The 23,920-nt window shown below is 69.2% G+C and carries 21 protein-coding genes; 11 read left to right on the top strand and 10 right to left on the bottom strand.

All coding sequences use genetic code 11. The features are described from left to right. The first annotated feature begins 148 nt into the window (after nt 1–148). The 3 genes from GQ464_RS00845 (at nt 149) to GQ464_RS00835 (ending at nt 2,959) form a co-directional block, all read left to right on the top strand. Nucleotides 149–820: a WbqC family protein gene (locus GQ464_RS00845; protein ID WP_166975509.1), complete on the top strand. Its 672-nt coding sequence runs from the start codon at nt 149–151 to the stop codon at nt 818–820. A 226-nt stretch (nt 821–1,046) separates the two neighbouring features. Next, complete coding sequence (locus tag GQ464_RS00840) at nt 1,047–1,448, top strand: DUF2784 domain-containing protein (RefSeq protein ID WP_166975512.1); 402 nt, start codon at nt 1,047–1,049, stop codon at nt 1,446–1,448. Nucleotides 1,449–1,531: 83 nt separating this feature from the next. Further along, the gene (locus GQ464_RS00835) at nt 1,532–2,959 is read left to right on the top strand and encodes a GWxTD domain-containing protein (protein ID WP_228350479.1); all 1,428 of its coding nucleotides are present in this window, start codon (nt 1,532–1,534) and stop codon (nt 2,957–2,959) included. A 38-nt stretch (nt 2,960–2,997) separates the two neighbouring features. Here the strand turns inward: GQ464_RS00835 and GQ464_RS00830 are convergent, their stop codons facing one another. Both GQ464_RS00830 and GQ464_RS00825 read right to left on the bottom strand, forming a co-directional pair. Next, nucleotides 2,998–4,014 (bottom strand): class I SAM-dependent methyltransferase, encoded by a 1,017-nt coding sequence (locus tag GQ464_RS00830; RefSeq protein WP_166975518.1) that lies wholly within the window; start codon nt 4,012–4,014, stop codon nt 2,998–3,000. A gap of 120 nt (nt 4,015–4,134) precedes the next feature. Further along, entirely contained in the window at nt 4,135–5,298 is a 1,164-nt protein-coding gene (locus tag GQ464_RS00825; protein ID WP_166975521.1) for a carboxypeptidase-like regulatory domain-containing protein, read from the bottom strand. A gap of 42 nt (nt 5,299–5,340) precedes the next feature. On the opposite strand from GQ464_RS00825, the gene GQ464_RS00820 reads away from it, so the two are divergent. Continuing rightward, nucleotides 5,341–6,075: a 4'-phosphopantetheinyl transferase family protein gene (locus GQ464_RS00820; protein ID WP_166975524.1), complete on the top strand. Its 735-nt coding sequence runs from the start codon at nt 5,341–5,343 to the stop codon at nt 6,073–6,075. Between the two features lie 136 nt (nt 6,076–6,211). Here the strand turns inward: GQ464_RS00820 and GQ464_RS00815 are convergent, their stop codons facing one another. From GQ464_RS00815 to GQ464_RS00805, 3 genes are all read right to left on the bottom strand, one after another. Further along, complete coding sequence (locus GQ464_RS00815; protein WP_166975528.1) at nt 6,212–7,345, bottom strand: carboxypeptidase-like regulatory domain-containing protein; 1,134 nt, start codon at nt 7,343–7,345, stop codon at nt 6,212–6,214. Nucleotides 7,346–7,454: 109 nt separating this feature from the next. After that, entirely contained in the window at nt 7,455–8,939 is a 1,485-nt protein-coding gene (locus GQ464_RS00810) for an SDR family oxidoreductase (protein ID WP_166975532.1), read from the bottom strand. 5 nt (nt 8,940–8,944) lie between these two features. After that, on the bottom strand, nt 8,945–9,691 hold the full coding sequence (locus GQ464_RS00805; protein ID WP_166975535.1) for an SDR family NAD(P)-dependent oxidoreductase: 747 nt from the start codon (nt 9,689–9,691) through the stop codon (nt 8,945–8,947). A gap of 114 nt (nt 9,692–9,805) precedes the next feature. Here GQ464_RS00805 and GQ464_RS00800 point away from each other — a divergent pair, with 114 nt between their 5' ends. Genes GQ464_RS00800 through crtI form a run of 3 tightly spaced genes read left to right on the top strand, consistent with a single transcriptional unit; the run spans nt 9,806 to nt 14,839 of the window. Next, nucleotides 9,806–10,726 carry a helix-turn-helix domain-containing protein gene (locus GQ464_RS00800; RefSeq protein WP_166975538.1) on the top strand — a complete coding sequence of 307 codons (921 nt, stop codon included), beginning with the start codon at nt 9,806–9,808 and terminating at the stop codon, nt 10,724–10,726. A gap of 59 nt (nt 10,727–10,785) precedes the next feature. After that, nucleotides 10,786–13,266 carry a carotenoid biosynthesis protein gene (locus tag GQ464_RS00795; RefSeq protein ID WP_166975541.1) on the top strand — a complete coding sequence of 827 codons (2,481 nt, stop codon included), beginning with the start codon at nt 10,786–10,788 and terminating at the stop codon, nt 13,264–13,266. A 4-nt stretch (nt 13,267–13,270) separates the two neighbouring features. Further along, nucleotides 13,271–14,839, top strand: coding sequence for a phytoene desaturase family protein (gene crtI / locus GQ464_RS00790; RefSeq protein WP_166975544.1), 1,569 nt, complete (start codon nt 13,271–13,273; stop codon nt 14,837–14,839). A 9-nt stretch (nt 14,840–14,848) separates the two neighbouring features. On the opposite strand, the gene GQ464_RS00785 is transcribed toward crtI, so the two are convergent. Both GQ464_RS00785 and purN read right to left on the bottom strand, forming a co-directional pair. After that, nucleotides 14,849–16,819 (bottom strand): AMP-binding protein, encoded by a 1,971-nt coding sequence (locus tag GQ464_RS00785; RefSeq protein ID WP_228350478.1) that lies wholly within the window; start codon nt 16,817–16,819, stop codon nt 14,849–14,851. 147 nt (nt 16,820–16,966) lie between these two features. Next, nucleotides 16,967–17,602, bottom strand: a complete 636-nt coding sequence (gene purN, locus GQ464_RS00780; protein ID WP_166975547.1) for a phosphoribosylglycinamide formyltransferase — start codon at nt 17,600–17,602, stop codon at nt 16,967–16,969. A 235-nt stretch (nt 17,603–17,837) separates the two neighbouring features. Here purN and GQ464_RS00775 point away from each other — a divergent pair, with 235 nt between their 5' ends. Next, complete coding sequence (locus GQ464_RS00775) at nt 17,838–18,113, top strand: hypothetical protein (protein WP_166975550.1); 276 nt, start codon at nt 17,838–17,840, stop codon at nt 18,111–18,113. Nucleotides 18,114–18,118: 5 nt separating this feature from the next. Here the strand turns inward: GQ464_RS00775 and GQ464_RS00770 are convergent, their stop codons facing one another. The 3 genes from GQ464_RS00770 to GQ464_RS00760 all read right to left on the bottom strand — a co-directional run bounded on the left by GQ464_RS00770 (nt 18,119) and on the right by GQ464_RS00760 (nt 20,664). Then, the gene (locus GQ464_RS00770; protein ID WP_166975553.1) at nt 18,119–19,072 is read right to left on the bottom strand and encodes a S66 peptidase family protein; all 954 of its coding nucleotides are present in this window, start codon (nt 19,070–19,072) and stop codon (nt 18,119–18,121) included. A 13-nt stretch (nt 19,073–19,085) separates the two neighbouring features. Further along, nucleotides 19,086–19,361 carry a LapA family protein gene (locus GQ464_RS00765; RefSeq protein ID WP_166975556.1) on the bottom strand — a complete coding sequence of 92 codons (276 nt, stop codon included), beginning with the start codon at nt 19,359–19,361 and terminating at the stop codon, nt 19,086–19,088. Nucleotides 19,362–19,584: 223 nt separating this feature from the next. Further along, nucleotides 19,585–20,664, bottom strand: a complete 1,080-nt coding sequence (locus GQ464_RS00760) for a glycosyltransferase family 2 protein (protein WP_166975559.1) — start codon at nt 20,662–20,664, stop codon at nt 19,585–19,587. A 124-nt stretch (nt 20,665–20,788) separates the two neighbouring features. On the opposite strand from GQ464_RS00760, the gene GQ464_RS00755 reads away from it, so the two are divergent. The 3 genes from GQ464_RS00755 (at nt 20,789) to GQ464_RS00745 (ending at nt 23,668) form a co-directional block, all read left to right on the top strand. Then, on the top strand, nt 20,789–21,658 hold the full coding sequence (locus GQ464_RS00755; protein ID WP_166975562.1) for a PfkB family carbohydrate kinase: 870 nt from the start codon (nt 20,789–20,791) through the stop codon (nt 21,656–21,658). An 86-nt stretch (nt 21,659–21,744) separates the two neighbouring features. Beyond that, nucleotides 21,745–22,521 (top strand): creatininase family protein, encoded by a 777-nt coding sequence (locus tag GQ464_RS00750; RefSeq protein ID WP_166975565.1) that lies wholly within the window; start codon nt 21,745–21,747, stop codon nt 22,519–22,521. 79 nt (nt 22,522–22,600) lie between these two features. Next, nucleotides 22,601–23,668 carry a M24 family metallopeptidase gene (locus tag GQ464_RS00745; protein WP_166975568.1) on the top strand — a complete coding sequence of 356 codons (1,068 nt, stop codon included), beginning with the start codon at nt 22,601–22,603 and terminating at the stop codon, nt 23,666–23,668. The last annotated feature ends 252 nt before the right edge of the window (nt 23,669–23,920 follow it).

Raw genomic sequence — 23,920 nt, 5'->3', positions numbered from 1 at the left:
GGGTTGAGTGCAGAAAGACTCAACCAATCTACGAACAAACACTTACGAAGATGAGGTGGCCCTTTCGTTTCCTAACGGTTACGTAATTTCGCTACTGTGTTACCTTGCATCCGCTGGTGTCGGCCCCATTTGAACCATCTCTCTTGGCATGATCGCCGTCCGACCGCCCGAGTATTTTCCGCGCCTGGCGTATTTCGCGTTGATGGATGCGGCCGAGCGGTTCGTACTGGCCGACACGTTTCAGTACAGCCGGCAGTCGTACCAGAACCGGGCACGGCTGCGCACGCCGCAGGGCCGGCAGTGGGTTTCCATCCCCCTGCGGGGCGGGCAGCACGGGCGCCCCATCCGCGCCGTCGAGATCGAGCCACGCCGCGACTGGATGGGCAAGCACCGCCGCGCCTTCATGTACAACTACCGCTCCACGCCGTTTTTCGAATACTACGAACCCGACTTCGAATCCCTCTTCGCCGGAACGTGGACGCACCTGGCGGACCTGACCTGCGCGACGGTGGCACTCGTGGCGCGGCTGCTGGGCATCAGGACCCCGCTCCTGCGGGCCTCCGGCCTGGCCGGGGCGCCGGATACGCTCACGAAGGTGCTGGCCGCGACGGGTGCGGACCGGCTCCTCGTTCCGGAAGAAGCCGCCGCGCACGACGTCCCGCTGGCGCCGTCGGCACAGGTGCTGCGCTACGAGACGCCGCCCTACCGGCAGAACTTCAGCGGCTTCGAGCCGGACGTGTCGGCGGTGGACCTGCTCTTCAACTACGGACCGGAGGCGCTCGCCGTCCTCCGGCAGGGTGTCGCACTTCGGCCCGGGTGAGGGTGGCCGGTGAAGGATGACCTGGGCCTGGGGGCAGCATCTTTGTGGACTACGCAGTACGTGCCACGCACTACGAGCGATCCGCCCATCACGTAGAAAGGGCATGAAACGGGGGACGTGTCCTCCCCACTTCCAAACGTTCACACGCCCGTATCTCGCTCCGGCCCGAACGAAGGGCACGGCGTGCGCGTTCAACGAATTCCCCGGAATTCTGGCAACCCGTACGATGCTTTACCGTCTGCTGGCCGACGTGGTGGTGGTTGTGCATTTCGCCTTCGTGCTCTTCGTGGTGCTGGGCGGATTGCTGGTGCTCTGGCGGTTCCGGCTGGTGTGGGTTCACGTGCCGGCGGCGCTCTGGGGGGCCTGGGTGGAACTGGCCGGATGGGTCTGTCCCCTGACCCCGCTGGAGAACACGCTCCGCCGGAAGGGCGGGGAGGCCGGCTATGCCGGCGGGTTCGTCGAGGAGTACGTGTTGCCGGTGCTGTATCCCCAGGGGCTCACGCGCGAGGTGCAGGTCGTGCTCGGGTTGCTCGTGCTCGGCTTCAACGCGGTCGTCTACGGGCTGGTCTTTCTGCGCCGGCGCGGGAGGCGGGCCGGACGGGAAGCTGAGATTGAACTTGAAGACTGAATGCCGGGGTGGTTGTCGGTGATGCGTTCACACGCCCGGCCCCCCTTCCTCCAACCTGTGAACGGCGCGGCGTGCACATGCTCATGCGTTCATTGTGCGAAGCGAAAGGAGGGCTGTGGCTCGGTGTGGCCTGGCTCGTGGTGGCGGGGGGCGCCACGGGGTGCACCGGGGCCGGGCGCTTCGTCACGGCCGAGGCGGAGATGGCCTACCGGCCCGGCTTCCCCGACTTCGACCTGGAGGTCATCGCCTCGCTCGAGGACGACAGGCCGGGCATCGAGGTGTATCTGGGGGTGCCGTACGCCTCGCTCGTCTTTGCGGCGGCGGATACGGGCTATGTGGCCGCGTTCGAGGCCGTCGTGCGGGTGTGGGACGAAGGGGAGCGGATGGTGGTGCGGGAGGCGACGACCGACACCGTTCGGGCCGCGACGCGGGCGCAGGCCGGCTCGTTCCGGCGGGTGCATCGCCGGCTGCGCATCCCGCTCGACCCCGGCGACTACGAGGTGGAGGCCCGCCTCGCCGACCCGGCCACGGGCGAGGTCGCAACCCGGCGCCGCCACGTGACGGTCTTCGGTCCCGACCCCGCCGCCCTCGTGCTGTCGGACGTGCTCCTGCTGGCGCGATGGGGGGCCTTGCCGTTCGAGCCGCTGGTGGCGCCGCACACGCCGGCCGGCTTCGACTCGCTGCGTGCCCGCGTGCTGCTCTACGGCCCCGGGGAGGAGGCGCCCGGTGCGGTGGCACTGGCAATGCGGTTGCTCCGGCTGCGGGCCGACACGTCGGTCGCTGCGCCGCCCTATGCGCTGCCGGTCATGCGCGGGGCGCTGGCCTACCAGGGCGTGCGCTACGACGAGGCCGACACGCTGCAGGTCACCCGCCGGCGCGTCCAACCGCCGGCCTCGGGCCTGGAAGTACTCTTCTCGCTCCCGCCGCTCGAACCCGGCCTCTACCGGGTCGAGGTCGAAGCGCGGCCGGACACCCCGGCGGCGGGCCGGAACGCTCTGCGCCGCGTCCGGGATCTGGTCGTGCGCCCGCCGGACTTTCCCCGCATCACCACCCTCGAAGCCATGGTGGCCGCCCTCACCTACATCGCCTACCCGGACGAGATGGAGGCGCTGGCCGGGGCCGGCGACCCGGCGGAACGGCGACGCCGCTTCGACGCCTTCTGGGGGCGCCTCATGCCGGATCGCCGCCGTGCCGCCGACGTCCTCGCCCGCTACTATGGCCGCGTCGAGGAGGCCAACCTGCGCTACACCACGTTCAAGGAAGGGTGGAAGACGGACCGCGGCATGGTCTTCATCCTGCTCGGCCCGCCCGCCTATGTGGACCGACGCTTCGACGCCGAGGTCTGGTATTACGGCTACGGCCTGCCGGACGAGCACACCTACACGTTCGAGCGCGTGCGCGTCTACGGCAGCGACGGGCGCTTCGTCAACTATGTGCTCCTGCGCGACCCGTCCTACCACCAGGCCTGGATCGACCTCGTCCGGCGCTGGCGCCGGGGCGAAGCCCTGTGAGGCGATGCGTTGAACGCTCAACGCTCAACGTTCAATGCTCATCGTGCCCGGGCGATGATGCCGTTGTGGGCCTTGATGTGCCCGGCCCGGAGGATCTCGAAGCCGTTCTCATAGGCATAGAGGCCCATCTGGCGCACGTCCATCAACTCCCGGTAGCCGAAATTCATGAGCTCGCCCATGGCCAGGTAGAACAGGCGGGAGCGGAGCTGGCGGCGGGGGGTGGTCATGATGGCATAGCCGCCCGGCTTGAGGAAACGCCGGTGGAAGTCGAACACCAGCGGCTTGTGCTCGTCCGGGAAGTGCTCGATCAGGCCGACCGAGAGGACGATGTCGAACTCCCTGCCGTACTTCAGGTTACGGATGTCTTCGACCACGTAGTCGATGTGGAAGTCCTCCTTGTGGTAGACGTCCCACTGGCCGGTGGCCGGGTTTCGACCGAGGAACGGATAGGCTTCGGGGAAGTGGCCGTAGCGGTCCGTGCGGCAGAAGTCGTCGTAGTCGACGAGGACGGCATGGCCGCCGGGGTAGAGGGCCAGGAGCTGCATGGCCTCGTAGCCCTCGGCGGCACCGAGGAACAGGATGCGGGGTCGTTTGACGTCGAGGCCTTCGAAGAGGGCCCGCTTGCCGCGCGGATCCCAGACGGCGTCCTCCACCCGGTGGACCTTGTTCCAGATCTTCATCCGGGCGAGTTCCTTGAGCACCTCGGCGGCCCCGTGCAGGTTCAGGCCGGCCAGATGGCGTTGCAGCCGCTGGCGCGCTTCGGCGGGCGCCTCGTCGAGGTCGGTCATGAAGAGCTGGTGGAAGTGCTTGTTGAAGAACTTCCATTGCACGGGCACCGGCATCTCGCGGCCCTGCTCCTGCTCCCACGCGCGCCGGCGCTTCGAGTAGTTCTCGACGAGGTAGGGCCGTCCGACGTCCTTCCAGGTGAGGTGGCGCCAGTCCGTCTCGGAGGCGTCGACGAAGACGTCCGGCGGGCCGGTGCGGAGGTCGAAACGATAGGTGGGTCTGAGGCCGGTCGTTTCCAGCGGGAGGCGTTCGGCGACGGGCGTTTCCATGGCGCGGGCGGATGCTTCGTTCCAGGTTCCGGGGGTCACGTTGGGTCAAAGCGTTCAACGCGCCAACGTGCAACCCTTCTTCACGATACGAAAGTGCTCCCGGATTTCAAATCGCTGCGCTCAGTCGGGCCGGTACTCTTTGGGCAGTTCGTCGGCCACGCGCTCGAAGGCGAAGTAGCCGTAGACGGTCACGCCGTAGGGATCGACGATGGTGCCCGTGGGATCGACGGCGGTGGGGCCGTCGGTGAGGCGGATCCACGAGCGCTGCGGCCCGGGTGTGCGCCGGTAATAGCTGCGCTCCCACCGGAGGAAGGCTTCCTCCTCTTCTTCCCCGAGATAATGCACTTCGATGTAGCCGAAGAACTTCAGGGTGCGGGTTTCCTCCGTGGGGCCGTCCTTGAGCACGTCCGACATGGTGACGGGAAAGCGCAGGCGGTGGCGTTCCGGGCTGTCGAGGGAAGGGAGGCGGTAGGTGACAAAGCCGGCCGTGCGGGTGCTGTCGCCCAGGGCGGCCAGCATGAAGTGGCGGAACGAGCCGAAAAAGGCCCGGCGACGGTTTTCGCGCCATCGCTCGGCTTCGGCGGCGTCGCGGGGGGGCATCTCCTCGAAAAGCGGCTCGCCGTCGTACTTGATCGTGACGCCGGTGGAGACGAACTCCTTCAGGAAATAGCGGATGCGGTAGCCCAGGGCCCGGTTCTCGATCAGAAGGGGGGCAGCGGCCCGGGCTTCGAGCTTGCCCCACCAGTTGCCGTCGAAGTCGAGCACCTCGGGGTTGAGGATCTCCGTCTCGGCGGCGTTGGGCGTCTCGCCGATGAACTGCCGGATGAACTGTTTCAGCCGTTTCTGCCATTTTTTGTCGGCCCGGGCTTCCACCCGGATCTCACCCAGCTCGATGACGGCAGGCACGAGGCGGGCATCGAACGTGAGGGTTTGCCTGGCCGTCACCAGCGTGTCTGCGAAGGCGGGCTCGAAACCGACCATGGAGACGTAGAGCCGGTGGGCACCGGGGGGAACGCGCTCGAGCCGGTAGCGGCCTTCGTTGTCGGTGGTGGTGCCGATCATGGAGCCGGCGATGAAGACGTGGGCGCCCGGTAGCGGCACACCCGTCTCGGCGTCAACGACGGTGCCGGTGAACACGGCCGGCGCCGGCTGGGCCGGCACGCGGTACGCGACCGCCAGGCACAGGGACAGGGCCGGCAGGAGGGCACGGAACGGCATGACGTGCCGGGACGGCGCGGGGGCGCGAGAGAGGACGGCGAACGCATGGCGTCTTTTCGAGTACATGATTCTCGCCGCAGCGCTTCGCAAGACGAACCTTCCCTGCATATGTCCGAGACCGCCTGGCAGATCCCACCCGCGGACGTGGGCCTCGACCCGGGCGAGGTGCACGTCTGGCGTGTGTCGCTGGCCGGGGTGCCGCCTCCGGCGCTGGCCCGGGTGCTGTCGCCGGACGAGCGGGCGCGGGCGGACCGGTTCGTCTATGACGTGCATCGCCACCGGTTCGTCACGGCGCGCGGGGTGCTGCGGCACCTGCTGGGCCGCTACCTGGGGTGTGACCCGGCCGTGCTACGCTTCAACTACGGTCCCCGGGGCAAGCCTGCGCTGGCCGCGCCGGATGGGACGCCGCTGCGCTTCAACGTCTCGCATTCGCACGAGCTGGCCCTCGTTGCCGTGGCGTGCGGGCGCGAGGTGGGTGTGGACGTCGAGCGGTGCGACCCCCGCCGCGCCGCCGAGGACATCGCCGCACGGTTTTTCGCGCCGGAGGAGGTGGCTGCCTTCCGCGCCCTGCCGCCCGGGGAGCGGGTGGCGGGCTTCTTCAACGCCTGGACGCGCAAGGAGGCGTACATGAAGGCCACCGGGCAGGGCCTGGCGCTGGGGCTCGACCGCTTCTGCGTGTCGCTGGCGCCGGGAGCCCCGCCGGCGCTCCTCTCGACGGCCTGGAACCCGCCCGACGCGGCCCGCTGGTCCCTGCACGCCCTCGACCCCGGCCCCGGCTACGCCGCCGCCCTGGCCGTCGAAGGCCACGGCCTCACGCTCCGCTGCTTCGCGTGGAAGACGTAGGCGTTCCCGGTTGATCGTTGCACGTTCCAGGTTTATCGTTGCGCGTTCCCGGTTGCACGTTGCCCGTTCCCGGTTGATCGTTGCACGTGGAGGACGGGTCAAGAACGTTCAACGTGCAGCGTTCAACGTGCAACGTTCAACGGCCCGGGCGGTATTCCTTGGGGACTTCGTCGGCCACGCGCTCGAAGGCCCAGTAGCCGTAGAACGTGACACCGTACGGATCGACGACGTCGCCCTTGTAGTCGACCACCACCGGGCCGCGCTCCAGGTTGATCCAGGAGGTCTGAAAGCCCGGCTTGCGGCCCAGGCCCGGCTGGCGGGACCATTCGAGGTAGGCCGGGTCCTCCTTCTCGCCCATGAAGATGATCTCGAGAAACCCCTGGAAGTCCAGGATCTTCTCCGACGGGATCTCGCCGGGTTTGAGGAGGGTGGCGGGGTCGACGGGGAAACGCTCGCGGCCGCGCAGGAGGCTGCCGCCGCCGGCCGGGACGGCGCGCTGCTGCTCGCCCATGGTGGGGCGGCTGTAGACCTGGAAGCCCTGCTTCTCGGTGCGCCCGGCCAGCAGGGCCAGCATGAAGTGGCGGAACGAGCCCATGAACGCCTCCCGCCGCTTCTGCTCCCACCGCGCGGCTTCCTCGGCGTCGCGCGGCGTCATCTCCTCGAAGAGCGGCTCGCCGTCGTAGCGGGTGCGCGTCGGCTCGCCGACGAACTCCTTCAGGAAATAGTGGATGCGGTAGCCGAGGGCGCGGTTCTCGATGATGAGCGGCTCGGCCGCATAGGCCTCCAGATGGCCCAGCGTCTCGCGGAAGTCGAGCACCTCCGGGTTGACGATCTTCGTCTCGGCGGCGTTGGGCGTCTCGCCGATGAAGAGCTTCGTGAAGCGTTCGAGCCGGCGTTTCCAGTTCTTGTCGCCTTTGGCTTCCACGGTCACCTCGTCGAGCTCGATGATCGCTTCGGGCAGGGCGAAGTCGATCGGGTAGATGCGGGCCTCGCGCAGGTTGAGGTCGCGGAAACGGGGCTCGAAGCCGACCATGGAGACATAGAGGCGGTGGGCGCCGAGGGGGACACGCTCGAGCCGGTAGCGGCCCTCGCCGTCGGTGGTCGTCCCGATCATGGAGCCAGCGATGAACACGTTGGCGCCGGGCAGGGGAGCGCCGGAGGTCGAGTCGACGACGGTGCCGGTGAGCGTGGCGGTGGGGATCTGCGCGTGGGCGGGCACGGCCAGGAGGAGCGTGGCGCCCAGGAGGGTGAGGCCGAGGAGGAGTCGCATCGGGCGGAGGGATGGATGAGGGGAGACGATACCGGCGCGAGGCCGCAAGAAACGCGCCGGCGGTTGCCTGTGCCTACGTCGGGTGGGGGAAAGGTTCCGTTACCGGCGGTTAGGCTTCCGCTTCGGCGGTACGGGGTGTGGTGGCGTTCGCCTCGGCGCGGCGTACCAGGGCGCGGATCATGCCCCGGAAGATGATCCGGTGGGCCGGATAGAGGACATACCAGTACAGCAAACCGCTCAGCCCGTGCGGTTCGAAGAAGGCGGTCTGCTCGACGCGGCTGCCCGTTCCTTCCGGACACACCTCGAACTGAAGCCAGGCGCGCCCGGGCACCCGCATCTCGGCCCGCAGGCGCAGCAGCCGGCCCGGCTCCACGGCCTCGACCCGCCAGAAGTCCACCGCCTCGCCCACGTGCAGTTCCACCGGATGGCGGCGGCCCCGCCGGAAGCCGACGCCGCCCACGAGCGCGTCGAGCAGCCCCCGGAGCTTCCACAGCGCGTTGGCATAGAGCCAGCCCGTGTCCCCGCCGAGGCGGCGGATTACGTCGAAGACGGCCTCGGGCCGGGCCGTCGTGCGGGCCACCCGGCGCTCGACGATCATCCCCTCGACCTGCGCCAGCCCGGGCGGCTCCCCGCCCTTCCCACTCGCCGAGAAGGCGCCGAACCAGGTCGTCTCGACGGCGTGGCTCTGCGAGCGGTCCAGCGCCCGGCGCATGGCCTCTTCCACGCCCATCGGCTCGACGTCGTACAGCCGCCGGGCCGTGTCGTCGTGGCAGACGACCTCGTTCTTCAGGCCGTCGATGAGGAGGCGGCCGACATGCGCGGGGAGGGGTGTCACGAGGCCGATCCAGTACGACGAGAGGCGGGGCGTTAGGACCGGCACCTTGACGATCAGGCGGCGCAGCCCCCGCACCTTCGCGTACAGCCGGAACATGTCCTCGTACGTGAGCACGTCCGGGCTGCCGATGTCGATGATCCGTCCGTGGGCGGCGTCGTTGGCCGGCGTGGCCCGGAGGTAGTCGAGGACGTTGCGGATGGCGATGGGCTGGGTGCGCGTGGTCACCCAGCGCGGGCAGATCATCACGGGCACGCGCTCGGTCAGGTAGCGGATCAGCTCGAAGGAGAGGCTACCCGAGCCGATGATGACGCCGGCCCGCAGCTCCGTCACCGTGACGCCGCTCTCGCGCAGGCAGTCGCCCGTCTCCAGGCGGCTTTGCAGATGGGGGGAGGGACGGTCCGTGCGCGGTGCGATGCCGCCCAGGTAGATGATATGGCGCACGCCGGCCGCCCGGGCCGCCGCGCCGAAGTTACGGGCGCCCTGCCGGTCCCGCTCGGCAAACGACGCCTCCCCCGCGTGGAGCGAGTGGATGAGATAATACGCGGTGTCGATGCCTTCGAGCGCCTCGGGCAGCGTGTCGGGGTCGAGCACGTCGCCGCGGACGATCTCGACGCGGTCGGCCCAGGGACGGCCGGCCAGGCGATCCGGATCGCGGACCATGCAGCGGACGGTGTGGCCGTCTTCCAGCAGGAGGGGAGCCAGGCGGCCACCCACATAGCCGGTGGCGCCGGTGACGATGATGCGACGGGGAGCGTTCATGGCGGTCAGGCGGGGCGTACGCGGGCGAGTCCTCCATCGACGCCGAAGACCTGGCCGGTGATCCAGCCGCTCCGCCGGTCGTCCAGTAGAAAGGCGATCATCTCGGCCACGTCCTCCGGCTCGCCGAGGCGGCCCAGGGCGTGCATCGCCAGCGAGGCTTTCTCCGACGCTTCGTTGGCCGTCAGCCGCTCCGTCAGCGGCGTGCGTACCAGCCCCGGCGCCACCACGTTGACGCGCACGCTGCGACGGGCATAGGTGGCCGCCGCCGAGCGGGCCAGCGCCACCACGCCGCCCTTCGCCGCTGCGATGGCCTCGTGGTTGTGCAGGCCGGTCAGCGCCACGGCCGAGGCCATCAGCACGATGCTGCCGCCCTGCTTCATCAGGGGGCGGGCCGCCGCTTTGACGGTGAAGAACGCCGTATCCAGGTTGAGCGCCAGCGTGCGGCGCCATTCGTCGAGTGAGGTCAGGTGAGCCGGCTTGAGCAGGATCGAGCCGACGAGGTTGACGATCCCGTCGAGGCGGCCGTGGTGGTCGAGCGTCGCCTGTACGCACGCCTCGACCTGTTCGTACGCGGTGGCGTCGGTGGGGAGGACGAGGCCGCCGGTGCGCCGGGCCAGTGCGTCGAGCCGGTCACGGGAGCGAGCCGCCAGGGCCAGACGGGCGCCGTCTCCGGCGAGGCGCTCGGCCAGCGCCGTGCCGATGCCGCCGGTAGCGCCGAGAAGGAGATAGACCAGGGAGGAGGAAGGAGTCATGGCGGAAAATGAAACACGTTCGGTGATGGCAAGTATGGACGGGGGTCCGATATGAACGTATCGGAAGGGGGTTTCATCGCATAGCTAGAAAGTCAAAAAGTCCAGGTGGGAAAAATGGGCGATTTTCTTCTGACGACACGCCAGGCCGCCGAACTGCTCGGCATCCATGCCTCCTCGGTGAAGCGCTGGTGCAACGCGGGGTTGCTCGCATGCGAACAGACGGAAGGGGGGCACCGGCGCATCCGCCTCCACGAACTCCTTCGGTTTGCCCGAACCGAAAACCAGCCCTGTGCCCTGCTCGACTTCGCACCCGACGAGGCCGCCGTGTGGGAAGGCATCGAAGCGGCTCGCCGGGGGGAAGGGTTCGGTCGGCTCGTAGGGCTGCTGTACGGCTGGCTCGAACTCTCCGAGCGCGAGCGGCCAGAGCGGCTGTTGCTCTTTCTTCTGGAGATGGGCTTTGCGCCGGAGCAGGTGTTCGATGAGCTCCTGGGGCCCGTCATGCACCGCGTTGGCGCTTCGTGGGCGGACGGCGTGCTCACGGTGGGCGACGAGCACCGCATGACGCAGGCCCTGCGGGATGCCCTGCTCATGGCCTACATCTCCCGCCGGGTACGTCGAGCGCCGGGGCAGACCACGAACGAGGCTGCCGGGACGGCCATCGTGGGCTGCGCGCCGGGCGACGACCACGAGATGGGGGCGCTCATGGCCCGCTTCCTCCTGGGCGAGCGCGGGTGGAAGGTGATCTACCTGGGCGCCAACGTACCCGTCGAGGACTTCGTGATCCAGCAGGTACGGCATGAGGCCTCGCTCATCGCCATCGCCATGACCCCGCCGCACGGCCCGGCCGAGGCCCTGGCGCACGTCCGCACCCTGGCGCGCCTGTACGAGCCCTCCCATCCCTGCCGGCTTGTGCTGGGCGGACGCCTGCTCGGCGGCCTGTCCCCGGAGCTTCCCGAGACCCCCTTCCCCGAAGTACGCGCCTTCGATTCGATGCTGGCGTTCTCGGACTGGCTCGATCAGCTCGTCCACGTTTGAATTCCCCCGAAAGCCCTCGCATGCGCCCTCTCCGATCTCCCCTTGCTGCTTCCCCGAACATGCGCCGCTGGCCTCTGATTCTGCTGGGGGGGTACACGTTCGTGGCCCTGGCCGGGTACGTGCTCTTCACGCTGCCGCCGCATGGCCCGGCCAACCTGGCCCGGATCGGCGAGTTCGCGCCTTCGCTCGTCGCGTTCTATGGCGTCGCGTTCCGGTTCTTCGCCCAGACGCATGTCTGGCTCACCGGCTTCGTGCTGGGGTGGTACCTCGGGCGGATGGCAGGCGTCCGGTGGCTGGGCGTGTTCGCCGCCGTGTATGCGGTCAGTTTCCTGAGCGAGTTCATCGGCACGGGGTACGGGGTGCCGTTCGGGCCGTACGGGTACACCGACCTGCTGGGGCCGAAGTGGTTCGGGCGGGTGCCCTGGCTGATCCCGCTGAGCTGGTTCACGATGGCACTGCCGGCCTACGTGCTGGCCCGTGCGGCGTACCCCGGCCGCCTGGCCGGGCGGCTCCTGCTCGGGGCGTTCCTCCTCACGGCCTGGGACCTGGCCCTCGACCCGGCGATGAGCTACCTGACGACGTACTGGGTGTGGGGCGAGGCCGGGCCGTACTACGGCATGCCGCTCGTCAACCTGCTGGGGTGGTTCGTGACGGGCCTGGCGCTGATGGGCCTGTTCGAGGCGCTCGGCGCCGGGGACTGGGCGGATCGTCTCTCGCGCCGGTGGCTGACGGTCTACTACCTGCTCGTGCTCGCCATGCCGCTGGGCATGGTGATCGCAAACGGGCTCTGGGATGCGGTCGGATACACGGCGGCCGCCGTGGGAGCGGGGCTGGGCCTGGTCGCCTGGCGCGTCCGGGGGCGTGCCACCCGCCCGGGCGCCGAGGAGCCGACCCCGGACGCCCGCACGCCCGACCCGGCAACGCAGGCCCTCGTGCAGGAGATTGCCCGGTGCGTGCCCGTCGACATCGACGCGTTCTTTGCCGACAACTCGCGCTCGTTCTCCTTCGCGGCGCGCTGGTTCGACCCGCCCGACCGGAAGCGTGTGACGCGTGTGTATGCGTTCTGCCGGTTCACGGACGACCTCGTGGACGTGCCGGAGGGACGCTGTGAGGGGGATCTGCGCGCCCGCCTCACGACCTGGCAGACCCTCGTGCGGGGCGCCTACGAGGGCACGCCCACCGGCATCGGCTGGCTCGATGCGCTCATGCACGACTCGGCGCGGTTCCGCGTACCGTTCGACGTCATACAGACCCTTATCGATGGCGTGGCCTCCGACCTGGGGCCGGTGCGCCTGCGGACGATGGACGAACTCTGGACGTATGGCTACCGGGTCGCCTCGGTCGTCGGTCTGTGGATCTGCCACCTGCTCGGCGTGCGCGATGTGTGGCGGCTGGAGCGGGCCATCGCCCTGGGGCAGGCGCTGCAACTGACCAACATTCTGCGCGACGTGGGGGAGGACCTGCGCACCGGGCGGGTCTACCTCCCCGCCGAGTGCCTGGCCGCACACGGCCTTTCGGTGGACGACCTCCGTCGGATGCAGGCACAGGGCCGCGTGACGCCGGCCTACCGGAAGCTCGTGGACGCGCTCATGGCCGAAGCCGACGCCCGGTATGCCCGTGCCTGGGAAGCCATCCCGCACCTGCCCGGCGGCTTCGGCCGCGCCGTGGCCGTGGCGGCCGACGTGTACCGCGGCATCCACCGCCGCATCCGCGCCAACGGCTACGACAACCTCACACAGCGGGCGCGCACCACGACGGCGGAAAAATGCGGGCTGGCCGCCCGCGCACTGTTCCGTCTGGCCCGGAGGCGGTGGCATCAGCGGCACCACCCGAAAGCCTGCTCGGGCCCGTCGTCGTTCTCGCCCGCCCTGGGCGAGGAGGCCCCCACCCCGGGCGGCTCGTCCGGCCGCTTCCGGCCGCTTCACCTGCTCGTCCTGCTGCTCCTGGGGCCGTCGACCCTGGCCGCCCAGCCGGTGGTGGACCACCCGGCCGAGCCCGTACCACCGGAAACGCTGCTGACCAGCCGACCCCATCCGAGGACCGCCATGACCCATCGCCCTGTGGTGGATACGCTCCGGGACTACTACCTGGCCTCGGCCGACGAAGAAGACTACATCGATCGGGCCGAGGCGCTGATCGCCACGCAGGGGGCGGACGCGGAGCCGGTCGTACGTGCGTACGGAGCCGCCTTCGAGGTCATGAAGGCCAAACACGCCTTCTGGCCGTTCGACAAGTACCGGCACGTGCAACGCGGCCTTCCCGTGCTCGATGCCCTCGTCGAGGAACATCCCGACGACGCCGAGATCCGCTTCCTCCGGCTCCTGAGTTGCTATTACCTGCCCGGCCTGTTCGGCCGCTCGGAGACGGTGTCACAGGACATCGCTGCGCTGGGCCGGCTGCTACCGGCGGCCCGCGACGCCTATCCGCCCACCCTCTACCGCCTCATGATCACCTTCCTGCTCGATACCGGCCGGCTGCCGGCTGCGACCCAGCAGGCCCTCGCCGCCCTTCGCCCCGACATCGACGAAACCACCCTCTGACACCATGAACCCTACCACGCAAACCGCCACCCCTCGCCGCGTCGTCGTCATTGGCAGTGGCTTCGGCGGGCTGGCCGTCGCCAACCGCCTGCAGGCCCTCGGGATGCAGGTCACCCTGCTCGAAAAGCGCCCTCAGGTGGGCGGCCGGGCCTATCAGTTCATCGAGAAGGGCTACGTCTTCGACATGGGGCCGAGCCTGATCACGGCGCCCGACATCATCGAGGACGTTTTCCGGGCCGCCGGCCGCTCCCGCGCCGACTACCTCGACCTGATCCCCCTCGACCCGTATTACCGCGTGTTCTTCCACGACGGCACGTGGATCGACTATACGGGCGACCCGGAGCGGATGAAGGCGCAGATGTGCCGGTTCAACGAAGAGGACGCCGAGCGATACGACGCCTTCATGGAGGCGGTGCGGCCCGTCTACGAGGCCGTCATCACCGACCGGCTCGGCGCCCGCCCGTTCGACACGGTGCGCTCGATGCTCGATTTTGCGCCGCGGGCCATCAAACTGAAGGCGTTCCTGCCCGTGGCGACGTTCGCGCGGCGGTATTTCAAAGACTTCCGCCACCACTTCCTCTTCAGCTTCCACCCGCTGTTCATCGGGGGCAACCCGTTCCGTTCGCCGTCGGTCTACATCATGATTCCGTACCTGGAGCGGGAGCAGGGGGTGTGGTTTACGAAGGGCGGGATGTACGAGGTGGTGAAGGCGTTCGAGCGGCTGTTCCGTGAGCAGGGCGGCGTGGTGCACACCGGCACGGAGGTGTCGGAGATCCGCGTCGAGGGCGGGCGCGCGACGGGCGTCGTGGCCGGCGGCACCTTCTTCCCGGCCGACCTGGTGGTCAGCAACGCCGACGTGGCGCACACCTACCGCCATCTCATCGCGCCGGAGCACCGGAGGAAGTGGACGGACCGGCGGGTGGAGAAGATGGACTATACGATGAGCTGCTTCCTGCTCTACCTCGGCGTGCGGAAAAAGTACCCGCAGCTGGAGCACCATACGCTCATCCTCACGAAGCGGTACAAAGAACTCCTGCGCGACATCTTCGACCGCAAGGTGCTGCCGGACGACTTCAGCATGTACCTGCATGCGCCGACGAAGACCGATCCCTCGATGGCGCCCGAGGGGGGAGAGAGCCTGTACGTGCTCGTGCCGGTGGCCAACCTCGCCTCGGGCATCGACTGGCGGCAGGAGGCCGGACCGTTTGCCGACCGCGTGCTGGACTTCCTCGAGGCGTGGGGCCTGGAGGGGCTGCGGGCGCACACCGAAGTGATGCGCATCTTCACGCCGGAAGACTTCAAGCACGAACTCAACGCACACCTGGGCAATGCCTTCGGGCTGGAGCCGAAGCTCAGCCAGACGGCCTACTTCCGCCCGCACAACCGGAGCGAGGACATCCCCAACCTGTACTTCGTCGGGGCGGGGACGCATCCGGGCGCCGGGGTGCCGGGTGTGCTTCTCTCCGCCGAGGCCACCGAGTACAGCATCCGACGCGACCTGGGGCTGGGCCACGCGACCGGCGACGGAACCACCGGCACCCGTTTCGCCGCGCCGGCGCTCCAGGAAGCATAGGGGCAGGCGTCAGATCGCCTCCCGGATGGCATCCACGGTGGTGGGATCCTCCAGGCTGGAGACGTCGCCGGGGTCCTGGTCCAGGTAGGCGGCCCGGACGACGCGGCGCATCACTTTGGCGTTGCGCGTCTTCGGGAGCGCCCGCGTGAAGAGCACGGCCCGGGGGCGGAGCGGCTTACCCAGGGCCTCGGCAATACGGTCCGAGAGGGCCTGCCGCAGCGCCTCGTCCGGGGCGAAGCCGGGCTTGAGGACGACGAAGACGGCCACGGCCTCGCCCTTGACGGGGTCGGGCACGCCGATGGCCGCGCTCTCGGCCACGGCCTCGTGGGCGTTCACGATGGCTTCCACCTCGGCCGGCCCCAGGCGCTTCCCCGCCACCTTGATTGTGTCGTCGCTGCGGCCCAGGATGTACCATAGCCCGTCTTCGTCGATGGCCGCGAAGTCGCCGTGGACCCAGACGTTTTCGAACCGGCGCCAGTAGGTGTCCAGGTAGCGTTCCGGGTCCTTCCAGAAGCCGCGCGTCATGCCGATCCAGGGCTGGCGGATGATGAGTTCGCCGACGGCGCCGCGCACCGGGCGGCCCTGCTCATCGACCACGTCGGCATCCATGCCGGGCACCGGGCCGGAGAAGGCGCAGGGCTTGAGGGGCTTGAAGAAGTTGCCGCAGACGATGCCGCCGGAGATCTCGGTGCCGCCCGAGTAGTTGAGGATCGGCTTACGGCCCTCGAGGACGTTATCGAAGAGCCATCGCCACGACTCAGGGTCCCAGGGGCTGCCCGTGGAGCCGGCGGCCCGGAGCTTCGAGAGGTCGTGCCGGCGGATCGGCTCGGTGCCGTGCGGCTTCAGCGCCCGCACGAGCACGGGCGAGAGGCCCAGGTGCGTGACGCCGTGCCGGGCGGCAATGGCCCAGACCCGGTCCACGTCGGGGTGGTCCGGTGCACCGTCGTAGAGCACCATCGTGGCGCCGATGAGCAGGGTGCCGAAGACGAGCCACGGCCCCATCATCCAGCCCATGTCGCTCATCCACCACATCACCTCGCCCGGCTTGAGGTCCATGCAGTGGTACATGTCCTGCGCAGCCTTGACCGGGAAGCCGCAATGGGTGTGGACGGCACCTTTGGGGCGGCCGGTCGTGCCACTCGTGTAGATGATCATGAGGACGTCCTCGGCGCCGGTCCGTTCGGTCGGGCTCTCGTCGGGTTGGTCGGCCATGACCTCGTCCCACCAGCGGTCGCGGCCCTCGGTCCAGGGCACTGCGTCGAGCCCGGCGCGGCGGTGCACGATGACGTGGCGGACGCCGGGCACCTCCCGCAGCGCCTCGTCGGCGACGGCCTTCATGGGCACCGCCTGGCCCCGGCGGAAGAAGCCGTCCGACGTGAAGAGCGCCTTCGCGCCGGCGTCGTTCAGGCGCGTCGCCACCGCCTCCGGCCCGTAGCCGCTGAACAGCGGCAGGACGATCCCGCCGATCTTTATGACGGCCAGGAAAGCGACGACCAGTTCCGGCGTCATCGGCATGAACAGGCCCACCGCATCGCCCCGGCCCAGGCCGAGCCCCCGGAGGGCCGCGGCACACCGGCACACCTCGCGGTACAACTCGGCGTACGTCAGGGTGCGGACGGTTCCCTCCTCCGCCTCATAGATCAGGGCCGGGCGGTGCCACGTGTCGGTGTCGCGCCACCAGTCCAGGCAGTTATGGATGATGTTCAGCTTGCCGCCCACACACCATTTCGGGAAGGCCGGCCCCTCGCTCAGGTCCACGATCCGCTCATACGGCTCGTAAAAAGCGATGCGCAGGTCGGCCAGGACCGCCGACCAGAACCAGCCGATGTCCTCCACCGAGCGGCGCATGAGCTCGTCGTACGTGGCGATGCCGTGGCGGTCCATGAACCGCTTCAGGTTGCTCTCGGCGATCCATTGTGGGTTGGGCTCCCAGGCGATGGCCTGCCCGAAGGGGAACGTGTCGTGCGTGTGCTCCGGCATGGTCGGTGTTCGGATGATCGTGAAAAGGCGCAGGCGTAAGGTAAAACCTTCGCTTCGAAACGCAAACCGTTCTCCCGGCCCGGGGCGACGGCACCGCGTCCCGGACCGGCGAACCGCCGAAACCCGGAACGCGAGACGTGACACCGATCATCCCCGGATGAGCACACGCCGTCCCTCGACCGAAACGCGGCCCTCGGCGAAGAGCTTCAGGGCAAGCGGGTAGAGGCGGTGCTCCACCTGGAGGACACGGGCGGCGAGCGTCTCGGGCGTGTCATCCTGCCGGACGGGCACGGGTTCCTGCAGGACGATGGGGCCGGTGTCGTACTGCTCGTCAACCAGGTGCACCGTGGCGCCGGTCCAGCGGACACCGTAGGCCAGGACGGCTTCGTGCACCCGCCGGCCGTACATCCCTTTGCCGCCGAAGGCCGGCAATAATGCCGGGTGAATGTTGAGGATCCGGTGGCGAAACGCCTGCACGACCGGCGCGGGGACGAGGCGCATGTAGCCCGCCAGCGCGATGAAGTTCACCCGGTGCGCGGCGAGGACGTCGAGCAGGGCCTGCACGTAGGTGTCCGGGTTGGGGTGGTCGGAGGGGCTCAGGACGGCAGTCGGGACGCCGTGGTGCACGGCGCGTTCGAGCACACCGGCGTCCGGCCGGTTGCTCAGGCAGAGCGCCAGGTCGAGCGGAAGCGCACCGCGCGCGACGGCTCCGGCGATGGCTTCGAAGTTGCTACCACCGCCCGAGGCGAAGACGGCCAGGCGGATGCGTTCGGAGGTGGACATGGAAAGCGGATCTCGCAACGATGAGCACAACGTGCCGCATGTTAGGACAGGACCGTCCAACCATCAAAAAAAAGGGTGTGAAGAACGCAAAGGGATTCTTTTTGTGAATATGTCGTGAAGGAGGTTAGGCGGGGGCGATCCCGGTGTTTTATGCAAGGTGGCACCCGGCGGTGCATGGCCCCGGGGCATTCCGTTCAGGCCCATCTTGATCACCCGGGGCAACTTTCTTCGCACGATGGTTCATTTCGCCGGAGACTGGACGACGGAGCAGCGGGCGACCGTGCTGCGGGCGGCGGAGCGCTTTGAAAGCAGGCATCCCGACGCGCCGGTGCCTCCCGGCTGGAAGCCGTGGGTCTGTGTCGCCGGCCCGGCGCACCACCGGCAGGTGTTCAGCGCCACCCGGCTCGGCCTCTCGCGTGTCATCGTGGCCTACACCGCCGAGGAGCTGGCGGAGAAGATGAGCCGCAGCCGCCTCGACGGGTATGGCCGGCCGGTGATTCTTTCCTGCTGAACCGCTCAGGGGGACGCTTCGACCACCGGTTCGAGCACCGAGAGCGTGGCCGAGGTGGCGGTGACCGTCAGGCGGGCCCGTACGCCGACGGGCACGGTGCTTTTGACAGGGAAGTGCCCGTAGACGAGGCCACGGGCCACCGGGTAAGGAGCTTTCCCGAAGTAGTCGTCGAAGACCTGTTCGAGGGAGAGGGAGGGTCGATCCGGAGGAGGGGTGCACTCGGTGAAGCCGCCCAGGACGACGCCTCCGAGACGATCGAGCAGGCCGGCGAGGCGGAGGTGGGCCAGGAGTCCGTCGAGGCGGTAGGGGGCTTCGCCGACGTCTTCGAGGAAGAGGATCGCACCGTCGAGCGGGGGCAGGTACGGGGTGCCCACGAGCCGGGTGAGCACGGACAGGTTGCCGCCGAGGAGGATGCCTTCGGCCGTGCCGGGGCGGACGGGTTCGAGCGCTTCGCCGCCCGGGCCGAGGAGCGGGTCGGGCCGGGCGCCGGTCGCCAGTTCGAAGAAGAGGCGCTCGCTGTCGGGGTCGAGGATGCCCCAGTCGACGGCCACCATCGGGCCCGAGAGGCCGCGCCATCCGGCCCGGTGGTGGAGGGCCAGGTGAAGGGCGGTGACGTCGCTGTAGCCGACGAGCAGCTTCGGATGGCGCCGGGCGGCTTCGTAGTCGAGCCCCGGGAGCAGGCGCAGGGCGCCGTAGCCCCCGCGCACGCAGAAAAGCGCCTTCACGTCGGAGCGCCGGAGGTAGGCGTTCAGGGCGTCCAGGCGGGTGGCGTCCGTGCCGGCCAGGTATCCGTACCGCGCCTGCACGTTGGGAGCGACTTCCACGAACAACCCGGCCGATTCCAGACGTTGGAGCCCGGCAGAGAGCGCGGTTGCGTCCTGTGGAGGGCTGCCCGGGGCTATGACGGCGACGCGGTCGCCGGGGTGCAGGGCGCCGATCCCCGGGAAGGAACTATACATGGGCCGTCGGGAATCAGGGAAGGGGCGGTGCCGGCGGGGTGTAGGTCGGGCCGGTGTCCTGCGCGGCGCTCTCGCGTTCCCGGGCCTGCCGGGCCAGCCTCCGGGCCTGTTTGATCCGGCCCGGCAGCATGAACAGGACGCCTACCACGATGCCCAGGACGAACGTGACGAGGATGACGAGGGCTGTGGGGCCCGTGGTTTCGAAGAAGCCGAAGTCGATCGTCACGGGGTCGGGATTCGTGAGAGCAAAGACCGCCATGAAGAGCGAAAGGATCAGGGAGATACGCATCGGCTTCGAAGGGCGAACGGGGGCACGGAGGCCGGAGAGCCGGCTTCGATGTTCGGGGGAATCCGGGACGCCCGGTGCGGCGGGCGAAGCGATGGATGGAAGCCCGGCGTGCATGCACTGCCCGGGCGCATCGCACGTCCGCTGTGGTCTGGTTCCCCGGGGCGCCCTCGACCGGCGAGGGACCCCCGCTATAATACGTTTCGTGCTTCTCAGAAAAAAGGGGTCAGACGTTTCGTCCTTTCCACGTGACCCGTCCCATCAGATGGCTGGCGAAAGAGTCGGCCTGCAGGAGGGCGCCCAGGGTGAAGGAGAGGGGGGCGAGCAGGGAGACCCACGGCGGGAATCCGGTCTGCCGGTCGGTGATCCGCTTGAGCAGGTAGACCGAGAGCAGGAACCACGGGGAGACGAACGGCGCGGCGACGTAGGCGAGGACGAACGCGGTGAAGGTGGCGAGAAACCGGAAGGGGGTACCGCCCATGATCAGGTAGGCGTTCTTGCGGAACCCCCGCCAGGCTTCGGCCAGGCCGGCGTACATGTACACCCGCACCTCGTCCTGCACATCCACCAGGGTGGGCACGCGGCCGTGGGCCAGGAGGTAGCGCCCGATCATCACGTCTTCGAGCACCTCGGCCCGGACGTGCCGGTGGGGTTCGAGGCGCCGGTAGGTGGCGGTGTCGATCATCCAGCACTGCCCGTTGACGGCACCGAGCACGGGCCGGCGCAGCCTGCGGGCGAGCGGCCAGGGGAGACCGGCCAGGATGGCGTTGGGCACGAGGCTCACCAGAAGGGCCCCGCCGCCCCGGAGGTGGGTCAGGCCCGTGAGCACGGCGTCTCCGGGGAGGGCCTCATACCGGGCGACGAGCCGTTCCAGGGCTTCGGGGTCGGTCAGCTCGGCATCGGCATCGAGGAAGAGGAGCCGGTCCCCCCGGGCGTGCCGGGCGGCCTGTTCGAGCGCGTACACTTTGCCCACCCAGCCGGGCGGTGGGCCTTCGCCCCGGAGCAGGGTCAGGCGCTCGTCGCCGGCGAAGGAGCGGAGCACCCCGGGCGTGCCGTCGTCCGAAGCATCGTCGTACACGATCACCTCGAAGGCAGGGTAGCGCTGGGAGAGGAGCGACGGCAGCAGGCGGCGCAGGTTGGCCTCCTCGTTTCGTGCCGGAATGATGACCGAGACGCGCGGCCGGGCGCCGGGAGTCGGACGCGTGACGCGTCCGAGACGTACCGTACGATGCCGTCGAAGGTGAGCCAGGTTGGCGAGCAGGACGGCAAAGAGCACGGTGTGGAGGACGGCGATCAGGACAACCATCGGCGGCGCTGGGGATGAGATACCGCTCGGAGAAGCCGCGTGTGACGCTGAAGTTCCATCGCCGTATTTTGCCGTCGTCCTGCGCACGTCGCGGGCCATCGTTCCTCGGATCTTCCCGTTTCTCATGCAGCACGTCGTCGTCATCGGATCGGCGACCATCGACCGGGTGGAGCAGGCCGGGCATGCCACCGTCCGGCCCGGCGGGGTGGTGACGTATGCCGGCCACACGTTTCGCCTGCACGGCCTCGACGTGCGGGTGGTGGCCCGCATCGCACCGGCGGATCGGGGCTTCTTCGGGGGGCTGGAACGCGCCGGCATCCGGGTGTTTTTCGGCCCGTCGCCCCGTACGACCCGCTTCGTGAACCACGTGCTGGGGGACGACCGCCGGCAGGAGATGCCGGCGGCGGCTGCGCCCGTGACGGCGGCCTGCGCCCGCGCCGCCCTCGACGGGGTCGAACTCATCCACCTCGGTCCCCTGCATCCGGACGACCTGGCCGCGGACCTGCTGCACCTCGTTGCCGCGGCGAAGGCACCGAAGAGCCTCGACGTGCAGGGCTACACGCGCCGCGTCCGGAAGGGCCGCGTCGAGCGGCAGGTCGATCCGCGAATCGCGGCAGCGCTGGCCGGTGCCGACTACGTGAAGGCGGATGCCGTCGAGCTCGCAACGGTCCTGGATGCGTTCGGCCTCGACGTGCCGGCCCTCATGCAGCGGTTCGATCTGCGGGAGCTCGTCGTCACCGGGGGCCGGCAGGGGGGACGGGTGTTCGAGCGGGCCGGGCAGGTCACGCCCTACGCCGGCGTGCCGGTGCACGGTCCGGCCGACCCCACCGGGGCCGGCGACGTCTTCTTCGCGGCCTACCTCACGGCCCGCCTCCGCGACGGCCAGGCGGTGGAGGAGGCCGCCGCCCATGCCGCCCACATCGCGGCACGGCACGTGGCCGGGCAGTATATTCCCGGAGCCCTCCTCCGCTGCGACGTGCCCCGTGTGCCGTGATCGCCCGGGCAGCCTGCCCCGGTTCTCGGCGTGTACGCGGCGGGGGGCACACCTGTATGCCGAGACGCACACCCCTACTGATCTCTATGCGACCTTACATCCTGGCCGAAACGAACTGGCGCACGGTACGGGAGACCCCGTACGAGGTGGCGGTCTTGCCCTGGGGAGCCACCGAGGCACACAACTATCACCTGCCCTACGCAACGGATACGATCCAGTGTGATCACATTGCCGCCGAGGCGGCCCGCCGGGCCTGGGAGGCCGGAGCCCGGGTCGTCGTGCTGCCGACCATCCCGTTCGGCGTCAACACCGGCCAGCTTGACATCCGGCTGGACATCAACATGAACCCGAGCACGCAGGCCGCCGTCCTCCGCGACGTCGTCGACGCCCTCGCCCGCCAGGGCATACCGAAGCTCGTGGTCATGAACGGGCATGGAGGAAACGACTTCCGTCAGATGATCCGCGAGCTCCAGCCGCAGTTTCCCGGCGTTTTTCTCTGCACGTTGAACTGGTACGCGGTGGTCGACCCTGCCGGCTTCTTCGACGAGCCGGGAGATCACGCCGGGGAGATGGAGACGAGCGTGATGCTGCACGTGGCGCCGTCCCTCGTGCGACCCCTCGCCGAGGCCGGTTCGGGGGCGTCGCGGCCGTTCCGCGTGCGGGCGCTGCGGGAAGGGTGGGCATGGACCCCGCGCCAGTGGAGCCGGGCCACCGTGGACACCGGCGTCGGCGATCCGTCCCGGGCGACGGCCGAGAAGGGCCGGCGATACGTGGCAGCCGTCGCCGACCGGATCGCCGGCTTCCTCATCGACCTGGCCGCCGCCGACCCCGCCGACCTGTACGAGGACGAGCCGGGTGGATGACCGCCCGGCGGATGAGCACCGTGCTGCCTTCCGGGCCGCGTCACTTCGTCGCTCGTAAGCTCTCCCTCAACCCCAAACCATGCCCACCCGTCTTGACCGGATCCGTGCCCTGTGTGCCCGGCAGGAGGCCGGCGCGGCGCTGATCACGTCCCTGCCCGACGTGCGGTGGGCGTGCGGCTTCACCGGCTCGAACGGGGTGCTCATCGTTCGGCCCGGAGCGGCGCATCTGATCACCGACGGGCGCTACCGCGTGCAGGCGGAGCGCGAGGTGCGGGACGCCGCGGTGCACGCGCCGGGCTACGATCTCCTGGGCTATGCGGCCGAAGCCGGGCTGTTCGAGGCGGGAGAAAAGGTGCTCCTGCAGGCCGAACACGTCACGCTGGCCGGGCAGGCACGGCTCCGGGCGCTTTTTCCGGACGTTGCCTGGCACCCGGTGGAGCAACTGCTGGTGCGGCTGGTGGCGGAGAAAGCGCCGGAAGAGGTCGCGTGCATCCGCCGGGCCCAGCGCCTCACGGAAGCCGTCTTTTCCGAGTTGCTCGACCTGCTGCGCCCGGGGATGACCGAACGCGAGGTGGCGGCGGAGATCGTCTATCGTCATCTCCGGCATGGGGCCGAGCGGATGGCCTTCGAGCCCATCGTGGCCGCCGGGCCGAACGGCGCCCTGCCCCATGCCCGTCCGACGCATCGGAAGATCGAAACGGGCGACCTCGTCGTGCTCGACTTCGGGGGCGTCGTGGACGGGTATGCCTCGGATCTGACGCGGACGGTGGCCGTCGGCGAGCCGGGCGAGGAGGCGCGGCGGGTCTACGACGTCGTGCGCGCCGCACAGCGTCAGGCCCTGGCGGCGGCCCGGGCCGGCATCATCGCGCGGGAACTGGATGCAGCCGCCCGGGACGTCATCGCGGCGGCCGGCTATGCGGAATACTTTCCCCACAGCCTCGGTCACGGTATCGGCCTGCAAACCCACGAATGGCCCGCCGTTTCGTTTCGTTCGGAGGAGGCGCTTCCGGCCGGTGCGGCCGTGACCATCGAGCCGGGCATCTACCTGCCCGGTCGTTTCGGCGTGCGCATCGAGGACATCGTCGTCCTGCACGACGGCGGCTGCGAGAACCTGACCACCGCACCGAAGGAGCTCATCGTGCTCTGACCCCGTGAAGGCCGAAGGACCGCTTTTCAGTGCGGACGCAAACATGAACACACATGGCCAGTGTGTCGGGGGGGACGGGAAAGGCTTCGTGGCGGGTAGAAGGCAAGACACGGTCCCGGCACGAAGGCACTTCGGAACACGGCGTCCCCCGCCGTCTTGAGGCCGGAGTCCTGCTACGAAGGGGGGCACATGAGCCGTTGCAGTGCCGGGTGACCGGCCTCTCCCCGACGGAAGCACCGACGCGGGAAGAGC

Source organism: Rhodocaloribacter litoris (assembly GCF_011682235.2).
Taxonomy (GTDB): Bacteria; Bacteroidota; Rhodothermia; order Rhodothermales; family ISCAR-4553; genus Rhodocaloribacter; species Rhodocaloribacter litoris.
This window is presented reverse-complemented; position numbering and strand designations above follow the sequence as displayed.